Source organism: Ferrovibrio sp. (assembly GCF_029255545.1).
GTDB lineage: Bacteria > Pseudomonadota > Alphaproteobacteria > Ferrovibrionales > Ferrovibrionaceae > Ferrovibrio.
Genome location: NZ_JANLJJ010000091.1, coordinates 12,960 through 28,165 on the forward strand (window position 1 = coordinate 12,960; position 15,206 = coordinate 28,165).

Annotated in this window: 12 protein-coding genes; 9 read left to right on the top strand and 3 right to left on the bottom strand. The window is 63.5% G+C overall.

Annotation, left to right across the window (positions count from 1 at the left end):
• Window positions 1–6: 6 nt before the first annotated feature.
• Entirely contained in the window at window positions 7–1,551 is a 1,545-nt protein-coding gene (locus Q1J79_RS17445) for a fused MFS/spermidine synthase (RefSeq protein WP_300302888.1), read from the top strand.
• 3 nt (window positions 1,552–1,554) lie between these two features.
• On the opposite strand, the gene Q1J79_RS17450 is transcribed toward Q1J79_RS17445, so the two are convergent.
• On the bottom strand, window positions 1,555–2,544 hold the full coding sequence (locus tag Q1J79_RS17450) for a response regulator (protein ID WP_300302890.1): 990 nt from the start codon (window positions 2,542–2,544) through the stop codon (window positions 1,555–1,557).
• A gap of 43 nt (window positions 2,545–2,587) precedes the next feature.
• Window positions 2,588–5,119, bottom strand: a complete 2,532-nt coding sequence (gene hrpB, locus Q1J79_RS17455; RefSeq protein ID WP_300302892.1) for an ATP-dependent helicase HrpB — start codon at window positions 5,117–5,119, stop codon at window positions 2,588–2,590.
• 63 nt (window positions 5,120–5,182) lie between these two features.
• On the opposite strand from hrpB, the gene Q1J79_RS17460 reads away from it, so the two are divergent.
• From Q1J79_RS17460 to Q1J79_RS17485, 6 genes are all read left to right on the top strand, one after another.
• Window positions 5,183–6,130: a DMT family transporter gene (locus Q1J79_RS17460; RefSeq protein ID WP_300302894.1), complete on the top strand. Its 948-nt coding sequence runs from the start codon at window positions 5,183–5,185 to the stop codon at window positions 6,128–6,130.
• A 130-nt stretch (window positions 6,131–6,260) separates the two neighbouring features.
• Complete coding sequence (locus Q1J79_RS17465; RefSeq protein WP_300302896.1) at window positions 6,261–7,016, top strand: ABC transporter ATP-binding protein; 756 nt, start codon at window positions 6,261–6,263, stop codon at window positions 7,014–7,016.
• Window positions 7,009–7,719, top strand: a complete 711-nt coding sequence (locus Q1J79_RS17470; RefSeq protein WP_300302898.1) for an ABC transporter ATP-binding protein — start codon at window positions 7,009–7,011, stop codon at window positions 7,717–7,719. The genes Q1J79_RS17465 and Q1J79_RS17470 overlap by 8 nt, the downstream gene beginning before the upstream one ends.
• A 22-nt stretch (window positions 7,720–7,741) precedes the next feature.
• Window positions 7,742–8,953 (top strand): ABC transporter substrate-binding protein, encoded by a 1,212-nt coding sequence (locus Q1J79_RS17475; RefSeq protein ID WP_300302900.1) that lies wholly within the window; start codon window positions 7,742–7,744, stop codon window positions 8,951–8,953.
• Window positions 8,954–9,098: 145 nt separating this feature from the next.
• Entirely contained in the window at window positions 9,099–9,980 is an 882-nt protein-coding gene (locus Q1J79_RS17480) for a branched-chain amino acid ABC transporter permease (RefSeq protein ID WP_300302903.1), read from the top strand.
• A 13-nt stretch (window positions 9,981–9,993) separates the two neighbouring features.
• On the top strand, window positions 9,994–10,944 hold the full coding sequence (locus tag Q1J79_RS17485) for a branched-chain amino acid ABC transporter permease (RefSeq protein WP_300303114.1): 951 nt from the start codon (window positions 9,994–9,996) through the stop codon (window positions 10,942–10,944).
• Window positions 10,945–10,960: 16 nt separating this feature from the next.
• Here the strand turns inward: Q1J79_RS17485 and rfbB are convergent, their stop codons facing one another.
• Entirely contained in the window at window positions 10,961–12,031 is a 1,071-nt protein-coding gene (gene rfbB / locus Q1J79_RS17490; protein ID WP_300302904.1) for a dTDP-glucose 4,6-dehydratase, read from the bottom strand.
• Window positions 12,032–12,179: 148 nt separating this feature from the next.
• Here rfbB and uvrB point away from each other — a divergent pair, with 148 nt between their 5' ends.
• Both uvrB and Q1J79_RS17500 read left to right on the top strand, forming a co-directional pair.
• On the top strand, window positions 12,180–14,414 hold the full coding sequence (uvrB, locus tag Q1J79_RS17495) for an excinuclease ABC subunit UvrB (RefSeq protein WP_300302906.1): 2,235 nt from the start codon (window positions 12,180–12,182) through the stop codon (window positions 14,412–14,414).
• A complete protein-coding gene (locus Q1J79_RS17500; RefSeq protein ID WP_300302908.1) occupies window positions 14,414–15,205 on the top strand; it encodes an SDR family oxidoreductase in 792 nt (263 codons plus the stop codon). Before uvrB ends, Q1J79_RS17500 begins: the two co-directional genes overlap by 1 nt.
• Window position 15,206 lies beyond the last annotated feature (1 nt).

A 15,206-nucleotide genomic window follows, 5' to 3' on the forward strand; every position in this document is an offset into this window, starting at 1 on the left:
GGCGGCGTGACCCTGACGCGACAGGCCGGTTACGGCCTCACCCTTTTCCTCACTTCGGCCGCCGCGCTGATCGTCGAGATCGTCGCCGGGCGCATGCTGGCGCCCTATGTCGGCATGTCGCTCTACACCTGGACAGCCATCATCGCCGTGGTGCTGGCCGGACTTTCGGTCGGCCACTGGATCGGCGGCCGGCTGGCGGCGCCACAGGTCGCGCATCAGACCGCCCTGCGCGGCATCGCCATCGCCCTGCTGCTGGCCGGCCTGACGGCCGGCGGTGCCGCGCCATTGCTGAAGGGGCTGGCCGCCCTGCTCGGCGGCAGTGACACGCCCCCGCTGCTGTTGATCACTCTGCTGGCCGCCGGCGTCTTCCTGCTGCCCAGCCTGTTCGTCGGCATCGTCTCGCCGGTGCTGACCAAGCTGGCGATCGACGACGCGCCACATCACCAGGGCCCCATCATCGGCCGCATGTTCGCGCTGGGCGCCGCCGGCAGCATCCTCGGCACGCTCAGCGCCGGCTATGTGTTCATCTCCTGGATCGGCTCGACCGGCACCTTGCTGGCGGTGACCGCATTGTATCTGTTGTTTGCCATCCTGTTCTGGACTGGCGCCGGCAAGGTGAAGATCACCCTGCCGCTGGCCACCCTGGTGCTGCTCGGCAGTTTCGGACTGGCGCAGTTGCCGGGCTTTGCTGCGCCATGCGAGCGGGAAAGCGATTATTACTGCATCCGCATCGTCGATTTTGCGCCCCAGAGCGGCCGGCCATCGGCCGCCATGGTGCTGGACCACCTGGCGCACAGCATCAACGACCGCGACGATCCCGGCCTGCTCTACAGCCCCTATCTGCATTTCGTCGCCCTGCGCACCGAACGCCTGCTGCAGGGCCGCGCACCGCAGGCCTATTTCATCGGCGGCGGCGCCTTCACTTTGCCGAGGGCCTGGGCCGCAAGATTTCCCGAGGCGAAACTGACGGTGGCCGAGATCGACCCCGTCGTCACCGCCATGGCCGCAAAGGCCATGTGGCTCGATCCCACCGCATCGGCGCTGGATATCCGCCATGCCGATGCGCGGCGTACGCTGGACATCCTGCCTGAGGACCGGCGTTTCGACCTGATCCTGGGCGATGCCTTCCATGATTACGCCATCCCGCCGCATCTGGTGACGCGTGAATTCCATCAGCTGCTGCTGCGTCGGCTGGCGCCGCGCGGGGCTTATGCGATCAACGTGATCGACCAGAGCGAGAATCCGCGTTTCACCTTCGCGCTGGTCAAAACAATGCAACGCGACTTCCCTGTCGTCGAGGTTTGGCTCGACGATGAAAGCCGCCGGCGCGGTGGCCGGGTCACCTTCGTGGTGCTGGGCCTGCGTGAGGCGAGCGACGCGGCCGTGCTGCGCGCGATCGAACCATTCCGCCGCACCTGGCTACGCTGGCCGCAGAACGACCTCGACACGCGTATTGCTGCCGCAGACCTGCCGATATTGACCGATGATTTCGCACCGGTCGACCGCCTGATGGCCGGTTTCGTGCTGCGTCCTGACGAGATGCTGCGCTGACAGTCAGGCCGGAATTTCGCCCGCAGTCTGCGCCGCCTTGCGGGCGCGAAACCGGTCGATCGCTTCGGCCACTTCGCCAGCCAGCGCCGAGGCATCGCGATCGGGATTGAAAAACGCCAGCACGGCCTCGCCCAGCGTCTTCATGAGATCCAGCGGCTTCTGCCAGTCCGGCGTATAGATAAAGCTCGCGCCCTGTTCGGCGATTTGCCGCGCTGCCTGCAACAGCCGGTCACAGATCTGGCCTACATGGGCAAATTCGGTATTGGCAACGCGACGCTGGATATCTTCGGTGGAGGCAATCAGATCGTTCAGCATGGCCAGACTGCCCTCATCCGGCGACAAGCCAGAGCGATAGATCGGCACGATCTGTTCGGCAACGAAGGCGATGCGAAAAGCCGATGCGCGCAAACGCTGGCGATTGATCTCCTCATTCGCCACCATGATCTCATGCTGCAGTCCATGCGGATCGATCTGCTCGCCTGCCAGTTTGGCTCGCATCGGATTCGGTACATGGATCAGTTGTACCGTGCTGTTGCCGCGCGCATCGCTGCGCCGACGATCTGGGCCGATATAGTCCGAGGTAACGACAAACGGCTTGCGGTTCAGACCAACGGCCTCCACCCGCTCCAGCAGGGACCGGGTCGAAAGCGGTTTGACCAGCAGGTCGTCAGCGCCGGAATCGATGATCCGGCGAACCGTGGATTGCTGCGGCTCCCAAGTGGTAAGGATCACCGGCAGATAGGGATTGATCCCAAGCCTGCCATGCCGCAGATCGCTGGTCAGCGCGATGGGGTCGCCGCCCGGCATCTCGACAGCCATGAAAACCAGGTCGGGCTGGGCCACATGGAGCAGGTCGGCGAAGCCTTCCAGGCTCTCGAATTCGCGCAGGTGGTTATAACCAGACCCCACCAGGGCCTGACGGTACAGCCGCCGGGTGCCCAATGCGGGGTCGCCATATAGTATCCGCACATCCGCGCGCCGTTCAGATATCATGCCGCGATCCTACGGAGCCTTCGCGGTTGCAACAAGAGTCAGCTTAGGGTTTCGGGCGTGGCTTGGCCCTGCTGGTCGGCTGCGCCGCCAGGGGATTCTCCGGCCAGTCATGCTTGGGGTACTGCCCGCGCATTTCTGCCCGCACAGCGCGATAACTCGTCTGCCAGAATCCCGCGAGATCGCTGGTCACCTGCAACGGACGCCGCGCGGGTGACAGCAGATGCAACACAAGTTTCACCCGCCCACCGGCGATCGCGGGAGTATCGGCATGCCCGAACATCTCTTGCAGCCGGACGGCTAAGACCGGCACGTCACCCTGGGTGTAATCGAGCGGGATGTTCGAACCCGTGGGGACCCGCCAATGGGTGGGAGCTTCGGTTTCGAGCACCTTCTGCTGCGCATAGTCGAGCTGATGCGTCAGGGCCGCATGCAGATCGATCCCGGCCAATTGTGAAAATTTGGTCACGCCATCGAGATAGGGAGCCAACCATTGCTCAAAGCGCTCCAGCAATGCAGCGTCGTTCATATCAGGCCAGTCGGCCGCTGTCGGCAGGTGCCGGCGCAGCAGGGCAATACGGGCCTGCCATTGCCGCAGGGCCGGCGTCCATGGCAGCACATCCAGACCGGTTTTACGGATCGCGCGGATGAGCGCATCCCGGATCGCATCCTGTGGCGGATCCTTCAGCGGCTGTTCGCGCAGCACCAGCGCCCCCAGACGTTTCTGCCGTCGGGCGGCCACTGTCTGGCTGCGCTCGTCCCATTCCACCGTGTCTGTCGTCTCGATCAGATCGCCGAACACACCCTCGATCTCATTTTCAGCAATCGGAGCGGCCAGGAAAACGCGCGCATCGGCCTGGGCGCCATCCACCTCGGCAATGGCGAGATAGGTTCCACCACTAAGCGGGTCGAGCGGATCCAGTCTCGCGCCGCGGCCGCCGCTGAGCAGGAAACTGCCCGCCGCGCCGCCGCGTTTCTTGGCCACGCGGTCAGGATAGGCCAGCGCCACAAGCTGGCCGGCATCCTCGACCGATCCTTTATGCGGCGGGACACCAATCTGCCGGCGCCAGTCGGAAGCCAGGCGTCGGATCTGCCGCACGGCATTCATGTCGACGCGCAGGCCGTGCGGGGCCGCGTCTCTCTCGCTCTCGCCGGCAACGATTTCGAGGCGCCAGCGCAGATCGGCATCGCGTGGCACGCCCTTGGCTGCCCGCGCAATGTCGCGCTCGCCGAGCAGAGCCGCCAGCGCGCAGGCCAGGCCACCAAGCTCACGGTCCTTGCCGCGGATCACCATATGAGACAGCCGAGGATGCAGTGGCAGCTCGGCCATGGCCTTGCCGTGGGCGGTGATCGAACCGGATTTGTCGATCGCCCCCAGCTCGCGCAGTAGTTCCTGCGCATAGGCCATGGCAGCATCGGGCGGCGGATCGAGCCAGGGCAGGGTCTTCGCATCGCGTACGCCCCACATCGCCAGATCGAGCGCCAGCGGCGTGAGATCGGTGACCGCGATTTCCGGCGCGGTGAACTTGGCCAGGCCGCCATGGGCGGCCTCCCCCCACAGGCGATAACAGATGCCCGGGCCAAGGCGCCCGGCGCGGCCACGGCGCTGGTCGGCGGAGGCCTGGCTGACGCGCAGGGTTTCCAGCTTCGCCATGCCGGTGGCCGGGGAAAACCGCGGCTGGCGCATGTAACCGCTGTCGATCACCACGCGCACGCCTTCGATGGTGAGCGAGCTTTCCGCAATCGAGGTCGACAGCACCACCTTGCGCCAGCCGGGCGGGCTCGGCTGCAGCGCCGCATCCTGCTGTTCGCCGGCCAGATCGCCATAAAGCGGCATCACTGTGGTCTGCACCGGCAGCCGCGCCTCGGCCAGCAGGTTTTCCACCCGGCGAATCTCCGCCGTGCCAGGCAGGAAGACGAGGATATCGCCTTCGGTTTCATCCAGGGCGGCACGCACGGCGTCGGCCATGGCCGGTTCCAGCCGGCCCTGTGGCGGGGTTGGCCGCCAGCGCGTTTCAACCGGATAGCTTTGCCCCTCCCCGGTGACAACCGGGCATTTGCCCATCAAACGGGCAAATGGCGCGGCATCCAGCGTGGCCGACATGGCAATCAGCTTCAGATCCGGCCGCAGCGCGCCCTGCGCCTCCAGACACAGAGCCAGGGCCACATCGGATTCCAAGCCACGTTCATGGCATTCATCGAACAGGACAGCCGTGATGCCCTTCAACTCAGGATCGCGCTGCAGCCGGCGCAGGAAAACGCCATCAGTATTCAGTTCGATGCGCGTCCTAGGACCAACCTTGCTGTCCAGCCGCACGCGATACCCGACGGTTTCCCCCACGGTTTCGCCAAGCAGACTGGCCATGCGCCGCGCTGCCAGCCTTGCCGCCAGCCGGCGCGGCTCCAGCACGATGATGCGGCCCTGCCCGGCCCATGGCTCGTCCAGCAGGGCAAGAGGCAGCAGCGTGGTCTTGCCTGACCCCGGCGGCGCCTGCACCACCAGATTGGTCGACTGCGCCAGGGCGGCAGAGATCGCCGGCAGTACGGCCTCGATGGGCAGCGCATGGGTGAGTTGCAATTTTTGCAATGTTCGCGAGTCCAGCAACCTGAAATGTTAACGCTTTAGAGCCATTCCAGAGCAATGTCAGAAATTCCCCTCCCCGCCGCCGCCGATTCCAGTTCCTCGACGCTGCTGAAAGCGATGGCGATGATGGCGGGATCTTCCCTCTGCTTCGTCATCATGCATGCCTTGGTCGCCAAGGTGTCGCAAGGCCTGCCGCCGGTGGAAGTGGCGTTTTTCCGCAATCTGTTTGGCTTCCTGGTGCTGTTTCCCGCCATCGCCCGCAGCCGGTTCACCGCATTCCGCACCACCAAACTGCATCTGCATGCGGTGCGCGGCGTGCTCAACAGCACCTCGATGATGATGTTCTTCACCGCGCTGGCCATCACGCCGCTGGCAGAGGCCACCGCGTTGTCCTACACCGCGCCACTGTTCATGACCATCGGCGCGGTTGTGGTGCTGGGCGAAACCCTGCATGCCCGGCGTATCGCCGCCCTGGTGATCGGCTTCATCGGCGCGCTGGTCGTGCTGCGCCCCGGTATGGTGCCGATTGGGCTGGGGCCGCTGCTGGTGCTGGGCTCGACCGTGCTGTGGGCCGGCTCGATGATCGACATCAAGATTCTGGCCCGCACCGATTCCAGCCTGACCATCGCCACCTATATGACGGTGTTCCTGATGCCGATCACCCTGGTGGCCGCCCTGTTCGTCTGGCAATGGCCTACCTGGGAGCAGCTCGGCTGGCTATTGCTGCTTGGCGCCTGCGGTTCGGCCGGCCACATGCTTTTCACCGAAGCCTTCCGGCACGCCGATACCACCGTATTGATGCCTTTGGACTTCACCAAGCTGATCTGGGCGTCGGCCATCGGCTTCCTGATATTCGGCCAGACCCCCGATCTGTGGACCTGGCTGGGCGGCACCGTCATTTTTGCGAGCGCCACTTATATATCCTATCGCGAGCACCAGCTGGCCCGGCGCAAGGCCCGGGCCGCAGCCGAGACCGCATCTGGAGCCGAAATGCCACCAAGTTAGGCATTAATTTCGTTAATTCGACTTCAAAATGTTGTCAGTGCAGGACTATTTACAAGTCCGGTCGAATCCCGTTTGATTTGCACCGCGTCCGGAATACCGGCGCCAGGGAGCAAACAACAAGCGTCCGGACATGGCCGAAGAATATATTCTTGCGACTGAAGGCCTGACGAAGGAATTCGCCGGCTTTGTCGCCGTCAAAAATGTCAATCTCAAAATCCGCAGGCACAGCATCCACGCGCTGATCGGCCCCAATGGCGCCGGCAAGACAACCTGTTTCAACCTGCTGACCAAGTTCCTGATCCCCAGCCGTGGCAGGATCACCTATAACGGCCGCGACATCACCGGCCACAATCCGGCTGCCATCGCCCGCAGCGGCATGGTCCGCTCGTTCCAGATTTCGGCGGTGTTCCCGCATTTAAGCCTGCTCGAAAACGTGCGGATCGCATTGCAGCGGCCGCTAGGCACTTCGTTCCATTTCTGGCGCTCGGAAAACAGCCTGAATGACCTGAATGCCCGCGCGGAAGAGCTGCTGCAGGACGTGGGCCTGATCGAATACCGCAAGCATACCGCCGTCGAGCTGCCATACGGCCGCAAGCGCGCGCTTGAGATCGCCACGACCCTGGCGCTGGAGCCGGAAATGATGCTGCTCGACGAGCCGATGGCTGGCATGGGCCATGAAGACATCGAAAAGATTTCCGACCTGATCAAGCGGGTTTCGGCCAATCGCACCGTGCTGATGGTGGAGCATAACCTGAGCGTGGTAGCCAAACTGTCTGACACCATCACGGTGCTGCGGCGTGGCGAAGTGCTGGCGGAAGGCAATTACGAGACGGTGTCGCGCAATCCGGAAGTGATCGAGGCGTATATGGGGACCGGCCATGCATAATGGCGCGAGTGAACTGGCCGTCCGCGACCTGAATGCCTGGTATGGCGAAAGCCACATCCTGCACGGCATGCAGTTCGAGGTAAACAAGGGCGAAGTGGTGACCCTGCTGGGCCGCAACGGTGCCGGCAAAACCACGACGATGAAGGCCGTCATGGGCATGATCCCGAGCCGCAAGGGTTCGGTATTGTTCGAGGGTGAGGAACTGATCGCTCTCCCCTCCAACAAGATCGCCCGGCGCGGCCTGGCTTTCTGCCCGGAAGAGCGCGGCATTTTCTCCAGCCTCAATGTCTATGAGAATCTCACCCTGCCGCCGGCAGTGCGGCCGGGCGGCATGAGCCTGGATGATATCTATCAGATCTTCCCCAACCTGAAGGAACGCCTGAAAAGCCAGGGCACGAAACTGTCGGGCGGTGAGCAGCAGATGCTGGCCATTGGCCGCATCCTGCGCACGGGTGCGAATTTTCTGCTGCTGGACGAGCCGACCGAGGGTCTGGCGCCGGTGATCGTGCAGCAGATCGGAGCCATGATTCGGCTGCTGAAATCCAAGGGCTATACCGTTTTACTGGTGGAGCAGAATTTCCGTTTCGCCAGTACCGTTGCCGACCGCCATTACGTGGTCGAGCACGGCAAGGTGATCGACATGATTGCGAACGATCAGATCGCCGCCAATACCCAGAAACTCGAGTCATATCTCGGGGTATAAGTTCAACCAGGAGGAAGCGACCATGCGATTCAAGCATTTGTTTGTGACGACGGCGGCCGTGCTGGCGGCCGGGGCAGCCAATGCCCAGATGTCTGACGGCGTGATCAAGATCGGCGTGATGAACGACCAGTCGGGCCTGTATGCCGACGTGTCCGGCCCGGGCGGCACCTGGGCGGCCAAGAAGGCGGTCGAGGATTACGGTGCCGCCGCCAAGGGCATGAAGGTGGAAGTGGTTTTCGCTGATCATCAGAACAAGCCCGATATCGGCTCCAACGTTGTCCGCCAGTGGCTGGATGTCGACAAGGTTGATGTCGTGGTCGACGTGCCGACCTCGTCGGTGGCGCTGGCCGTCAACCAGATCGTCAAGGAAAAGAACAAGGTGTTCCTGGTCTCCGGCGCGGCAACCGCCGACCTGACCGGACCGGCCTGCACGCCCAACACCGTGCACTGGACCTACGACACCTGGGCGCTGGCCAACGGCACCGGCAAGGCGATCGTGCAGACCGGCGGCAAGAGCTGGTTCTTCCTGACCGCCGATTATGCCTTCGGCCATGCGCTGGAGCGCGACACCAAGGCCGTGGTCGAGGCCAATGGCGGCAAGGTGGTCGGCGCCGTCCGCCACCCCTTCCCGGGCACCGACTTCTCGTCGTTCCTGCTGCAGGCCCAGGGCTCGAAGGCGCAGATCATCGCCCTGGCCAATGCCGGCGGCGACACCATCAACTCGATCAAGCAGGCGGCTGAATTCGGCATCGTCGAGGGCGGCCAGAAGCTTGCGGGCATGCTGATGTTCGACACCGACATCCATGCGCTGGGCCTCAAGACTGCTCAGGGCCTGAACTTCACCACCGCCTGGTATTGGGATGCCAACGACAACAACCGTGCCTTCGCCAAGGACTTCTCCGCGGCCAACGGCGGCAAGTACCCGACCATGGTACATGCCGGCATCTACTCCTCGGTGATCCACTATCTGAAGGCCGTGGAAGCGCTGAAGAGCGATGCCGACGGCGCCAAGGTGGTGGCCAAGATGAAGGAAATGCCGAGCGAGGATAAGCTGTTCGGCAAGGGCAGCGTTCGCGTGGATGGCCGCCACATCCACGACATGTACCTCGTCGAGGTGAAGAAGCCGGGCGATTCGAAGAAGCCCTGGGATTACATGACGGTGAAGAAGACCATCCCGGCGGCGGAAGCCTTCCGTCCGCTGGCCGAAGGCAAGTGCCCGCTGGTCAAGAGCTGAGCGTAACCCGCAACCCGGAGCCGCCGCAGGGCGGCTCGGGTTGCGGCCCGCAGCCTTGCAGATTGCGGCCCGCCGGGCCGCAATCTCAAAGACTGCCGGATTGATATCTGACAGAGACAAAGCGTAAAGAGGGGACATTCCAGCGATGTTCGAGCTGCTTGGCATAGCGCCGCAGGCCTTGTTCGGCCAGCTGCTGCTTGGTCTGATCAATGGAGCCTTCTACGCCATGCTCAGCCTGGGCCTGGCGGTGATCTTCGGCCTGCTCAATGTGATCAATTTCACCCACGGCGCGCAGTACATGATGGGCGCGTTCGTCGCCTGGATGCTGCTGGAATGGGTTGGCGTTCCCTATTGGGGAGCTCTGGTGCTGGTGCCGATCATTGTCGGCGCGTTTGGCGTCCTGCTTGAGAAAGTGTTCCTCAAGCGCCTCTACCATCTCGATCATCTGTACGGCCTGCTGCTCACATTCGGCCTCGCGCTGATGATCGAGGGCGTGTTCCGCAAGCAGTTTGGCTCCTCCGGCCTGCCCTATGCCAACCCGCTGCCGGGCGGAACGCGGCTCGACTTCATGTTCCTGCCCAACTACCGAGCCTGGGTGGTGGTCGCCTCGCTGGTGATCTGTTTCGGCACCTGGTTCCTGATCGAACGCACCAAACTGGGCTCCTATCTGCGCGCGGCGGTCGAACGTCCCGATCTGGTGCAGGCCTTCGGCATCAATGTGCCGCGCATGATCACGCTCACTTACGGCTTTGGCGTCGGCCTTGCCGCCTTGGCCGGCGTTCTGGCCGCGCCGATCTACAGCGTCAATCCGCTGATGGGCTCGAATCTGATCATCATTGTCTTCGCCGTCGTGGTGATCGGTGGCATGGGCTCGATCATGGGCGCCATCGTCACCGGTTTCGGTCTTGGCGTCATTGAGGGCCTGACCAAGGTGTTTTACCCGGAAGCCTCCAACACCGTCATCTTCATCATCATGGCCATTGTATTGATGCTGAAGCCCGCCGGCCTGTTCGGCACGCCGAAATGAGAGTCGGACCATGATGAAAGCCGGTACAACCAAGAACCGCGACCTGCAGATTTTTGCCGGTCTGATGGCCCTTGCCCTGATCGCACCGCTGGCGATCTATCCCGTCTTCCTGATGAAGGTGCTGTGCTTTGCGCTGTTCGCGCTGGCCTTCAACCTGCTGATTGGCTATGTCGGCCTGCTCTCATTCGGCCACGCCATGTTCTTTGGCGGCGCCGCCTATATCAGTGGCCACGTGGTCAAGGTATGGGGCTGGAGCCCGGAGATGGGCATCATTGCCGGCACCGCCTGCGCCGCCCTGCTTGGCCTTGCCGCCGGCAGCCTCGCGATCCGGCGCCAGGGCATCTATTTCGCCATGGTCACCCTGGCACTGGCCCAGATGGTGTTCTTCTTCTGCCTGCAGGCCCCGTTCACCAAAGGCGAAGACGGCATACAGGCCATTCCCCGCCGGCCGGTTCTGGGCCTTTTCGATTTGTCGGATGACAGGGCCTTCTACTATCTGGTGCTGGGTATCTTCGCTTTTGGTTTCCTGGTGATCTGGCGCACCATCCACTCGCCCTTCGGTCAGGTGCTGAAGGCGATCCGTGAGAACGAACCGCGGGCCATCTCGCTCGGCTACCGCGTCGACCAGTACAAGCTGCTCGCCTTCGTGCTCTCGGCGGCGCTGACTGGCATGGCCGGCGCCACCAAGGCGCTGGTGTTCCAGTTGGCTTCGCTGACCGATGTCGCCTGGCAGATGTCGGGCGAAGTTGTGTTGATGACCCTGGTCGGTGGCATGGGCACGGTGTTCGGCCCGATCATTGGCGCCGGCGTCATCATCACCATGCAGAACTACCTAGCCGGCTTCGGCGAATGGGTGCTGGTGATCCAGGGCGCCATCTTCGTGGTGGTCGTGATGGCCTTCCGCAAAGGCATCGTGGGCGAAATCCAGGCCTGGTGGCAGCGGCGTAGCCGCAACCAGGCCTAACGGCTCGGCCGGTGCTTCAACCGGCCTTGCCCAAACCCTGGCTGCCGAGGCCGATCCGACCGCGGTCGTAAGCCTGGCTGGCCCGTCGGCACCAGGCGGAATTATCAAGATACCACTGCACCGTTGCCTTCAGGCCGGACGCCAGATCATATTGCGGCCGCCAGCCCAGTTCCTGTTCGCATTTCGACGGATTGATGGCGTAGCGCGCGTCATGGCCGGGCCGATCGGTGACGAAGGTAATCAATTCGGCATATTTTCTGCTGCCCTGACGCGGCACCAGATCGTCTAGAATGGCGCAGAGCCGGTGCACCAGGTCGATATTGCGTTGCTCGCCACGGGCGCCGACCAGATAGGTTTCGCCCGGCCGCCCCTTCTCGACGGCCATCTGCAGGGCCGCGGCATGATCGTCCACATGGATCCAGTCGCGCACCTGCTCGCCCTTGCCGTAGATCGGCAGTGCCTTGCCCTCCAGGGCGTTCAGGATGGTGAGCGGAATCAGCTTCTCCGGGAACTGGTACGGCCCGTAATTGTTGCCGCAATTGGTGACTAGCACCGGCAGACCGTAGGTGCGGCCGAAGGCGCGCGCCAGATGGTCAGCCGCTGCCTTGCTGGCGGCATAGGGCGAATTCGGCTTATAGGAGCTGTTCTCGTCGAACAGGCCGGTGGCGCCCAGTTCGCCATAAACCTCATCAGTCGAAACCTGCAGATGACGGAACTGGCCCTGGGCCGTGGCGTCCAGGCCGCGCCAATGCTCCAGCGCCGCCTCCAGCAGCACCAGGCTGCCGGTGACATTGGTCTCGATGAACGGCGCCGGGCTGTCGATCGAACGGTCGACATGGCTTTCCGCCGCCAGATGATAAACGGCAACCGGCCGGGTTTCGGCATAGATGCGCCGGATCACCGCGCGGTCGCAGATATCGACCTGCTCGAAGCGATGCAAATCCGGCTGCGGCAAACCGGCCAGATTGTCCGGATTGCCGGCATAGGTCAGCTTGTCGATGGTAACGACGCGGCGTCCCTGGGCATTCAGCCGGCGCACCAGAGCCGAGCCGATAAAACCGGCGCCGCCGGTGACAATAACGGTCATGGATGGGTCTCCCTGAGCCTTGTATACCGGAGCGCTGGGCTGGTCGGAAGGTCTTGCTCCATGGTGCTGCCAGAGTATGGCAGCAGGGTGGCAGCCAGCCCGGCCATGCCGCTTGGCGGCAGCCCCGTCCCACCCCATATTGGCAGCCATGAGCCAGTCCCCCGCCCCCCAGAGCATGGAACGCGAGATCGAGGATCCCGACCGCTTCGCGGACGCCAATTTCCCCGATTTCGTGCCCCATCGCCCGCCCCGCCCGGAAAAAAGCGAGGGTGGCATCGCTTATGACCTGCAGGCGCCCTATGAGCCCAGAGGCGACCAGCCCCAGGCCATCGCTGAACTGACCACGGGAGTCCAGGGTGGCGAGCGTGATCAGGTGCTGCTCGGCGTCACCGGCTCGGGCAAGACCTTCACCATGGCGCAGATCATCGCGCGCTCGGGCCGTCCGGCCCTGATCCTGGCGCCGAACAAGACGCTGGCCGCCCAGCTCTACGGCGAAATGAAGGCCTTCTTCCCCAACAACGCGGTGGAATACTTCGTCTCGTATTACGACTATTACCAGCCCGAAGCCTATGTGCCGCGCAGCGACACCTATATCGAGAAGGATTCGGCGGTTAACGAGCAGATCGACCGCATGCGCCATTCGGCCACCCGCGCCCTGCTGGAGCGCGACGACGTCATCATCGTCGCCTCGGTGTCCTGCATCTACGGTATCGGTTCGGTCGAGACCTACTCGGAAATGACCCTGCCGCTGCAGGCCGGGCAGATGATCGAGCGCGACGCCCTGCTGCGCCGCCTGGTCGACCTGCAATACAAGCGCAACGATGTCGCCTTCGCCCGCGGCGCTTTCCGGGTGCGTGGCGATGGCGTGGAAATCTTCCCTTCGCATATGGAAGATCGCGCCTGGCGGCTCTCGCTGTTCGGCGACGAGTTGGAAAGCATCGTGGAATTCGATCCGCTGACCGGCCACAAGACCGGCGACATGACTGCCGTGAAGCTTTATGCCAACAGCCACTATGTCACGCCGAAACCAACGCTGAACCAGGCGATCAACCAGATCAAGGTTGATCTGCAGATTCGCCTCGATCAATTGACCAAGATGGGACGTCTGGTGGAGGCCCAGCGCCTGGAACAGCGTACCAGTTTCGACATCGAGATGATGATCGCCACCGGGGCCTGCGCCGGCATCGAGAACTACTCGCGCTATCTGACCGGCCGTGGCCCGGGCGCACCGCCGCCCACCCTGTTCGAATACCTGCCGGACAATGCCCTGCTGTTCGTCGACGAAAGCCATGTGACGGTGCCGCAGATTGGCGGCATGTTCCGTGGCGACTTCCGGCGTAAGGCCACGCTGGCCGAATACGGCTTCCGCCTGCCCTCCTGCATCGACAACCGGCCACTGCGCTTCCGCGAATGGGATCGCCTGCGGCCGCAGAGCGTGTTTGTCTCGGCCACGCCGGGCAAATGGGAGCTGGAGCGCACCGGCGGCGTGTTCGTCGAACAGATCATCCGCCCCACCGGCCTGATCGACCCGATGACCGAAATCCGCCCGGTCGAGCACCAGGTCGACGACCTGCTGGCCGAATGTCGCGAGGTGATCCGCAAAGGGCATCGCGTACTGGTCACCACGCTGACCAAACGCATGGCCGAAGATCTGACTGAATACATGACCGATGTCGGCCTGAAGGTGCGCTATCTGCATTCCGATATCGATACGCTGGAGCGCATCGAGATTATCCGTGACCTGCGGCTGGGCGTATTCGACATCCTGATCGGCATCAACCTGCTGCGCGAGGGCCTCGACATTCCGGAATGTGCGCTGGTCGCCATCCTGGATGCCGACAAGGAGGGCTTCCTGCGCTCGGAAACCTCGCTGGTGCAGACCATCGGCCGCGCCGCCCGCAACGTCGAGGGCCGCGTCATCCTCTATGCCGACAAGATGACCAACAGCCTGATCCGCGCCCTGGCCGAAACCGACCGCCGCCGCGCCCGACAGCAGGCCTATAACGAAGAGCATGGCATCACGCCGGAAAGCGTGAAGAAGCAGATCGGCGACATCCTGCAATCGGTCTACGAGCAGGATCACTACACGGTAGATGCCGGCGCCGCCAGCGAAGGCCATCTGGTTGGCCATAACCTGAAAGCCTATGTCGCCGAGCTGGAGAAGCGTATGCATGAGGCGGCCGGCAACCTGGAATTCGAGGAGGCCGCCCGCCTGCGCGACGAGATCAAGCGGCTTGAACTGAACGAACTGGAGCTGCCGGGCACGATCACGCGCAAGCCGCTCGGTCTGGCCGAGGATGCCGCGGCGGCGCCAAGGCCGGCCGGACGTTCGACGGCAGGCCGCGCCGGCTCGCGCCGGGCCTATCGGGGGCGTAAACGCTGATGCCGACCATTCCTTCCCACGCCCCAACCGCACTGGTTACCGGCGCCGCCCATCGCATTGGCCGTGCTATTGCGTTGCATCTGGCCGGTCGCGGCTATGCCGTAGCCCTGCATTGCAACCGTTCTCGCGCCGAGGCCGAAGCCCTGCTGGCCGAAATTGCCGCCACCGGCGGCCGGGCCGCCGTGGTGCAGGCCGACCTGGCCAAGCATAATGATGTAACCGGGATGGTCGAGCAGGCCGCAGCTTTGCTCGGGCCATTGTCCGTACTGATCAACAATGCATCGCTGTTCGACTATGACCATATCGAAACGGCGACCGAGCAGAGTTGGGACAGCCATCTCGACATCAACCTGAAAGCCCCCTTCTTCCTGTCCCAGGCTTTCGCCCGCCAGCTGCCGGAACAGGTCCAGGGCAATATCGTCAACCTGATCGACATGCGGGTCTGGCGCCTGACTCCGCATTTTGCCTCCTACACCATCGCCAAGGCCGGCTTATGGACCCTGACCCAGACCCTTGCCATGGCGCTTGCGCCGCAGATCCGGGTCAACGGCATCGGCCCGGGGCCGGTGTTGCCAAGTCCACGGCAGACCGAAGAACAATTCCGCAAACAATGGGACAACACCCCCCTGCAACGGGGTGCCGAGCCGAGCGAGATTGCCGCAGCGGTCGGTTTCCTGCTTGACGCCCCGGCCATGACCGGCCAGATGATCGCCCTGGATGGCGGCCAGCACCTGCCCTGGCAGCAGAGCGGCCGGCCCTTCGCTGCAGGTACCGGCGAGCCGGAGGAGTGAC

Excerpts from the sequence above, each read along its gene's own strand:
- Q1J79_RS17465 (WP_300302896.1), top strand. The coding sequence starts at position 6,261 with ATGGCCGAAGAATATATTCTTGCGACTGAAGGCCTGACGAAGGAATTC.
- Q1J79_RS17480 (WP_300302903.1), top strand. The coding sequence starts at position 9,099 with ATGTTCGAGCTGCTTGGCATAGCGCCGCAGGCCTTGTTCGGCCAGCTG.
- Q1J79_RS17460 (WP_300302894.1), top strand. The coding sequence starts at position 5,183 with ATGTCAGAAATTCCCCTCCCCGCCGCCGCCGATTCCAGTTCCTCGACG.
- uvrB (WP_300302906.1), top strand. The coding sequence starts at position 12,180 with ATGAGCCAGTCCCCCGCCCCCCAGAGCATGGAACGCGAGATCGAGGAT.
- Q1J79_RS17500 (WP_300302908.1), top strand. The coding sequence starts at position 14,414 with ATGCCGACCATTCCTTCCCACGCCCCAACCGCACTGGTTACCGGCGCC.
- Q1J79_RS17450 (WP_300302890.1), bottom strand. The coding sequence starts at position 2,544 with ATGATATCTGAACGGCGCGCGGATGTGCGGATACTATATGGCGACCCC.
- Q1J79_RS17475 (WP_300302900.1), top strand. The coding sequence starts at position 7,742 with ATGCGATTCAAGCATTTGTTTGTGACGACGGCGGCCGTGCTGGCGGCC.
- Q1J79_RS17470 (WP_300302898.1), top strand. The coding sequence starts at position 7,009 with ATGCATAATGGCGCGAGTGAACTGGCCGTCCGCGACCTGAATGCCTGG.
- Q1J79_RS17485 (WP_300303114.1), top strand. The coding sequence starts at position 9,994 with ATGAAAGCCGGTACAACCAAGAACCGCGACCTGCAGATTTTTGCCGGT.
- rfbB (WP_300302904.1), bottom strand. The coding sequence starts at position 12,031 with ATGACCGTTATTGTCACCGGCGGCGCCGGTTTTATCGGCTCGGCTCTG.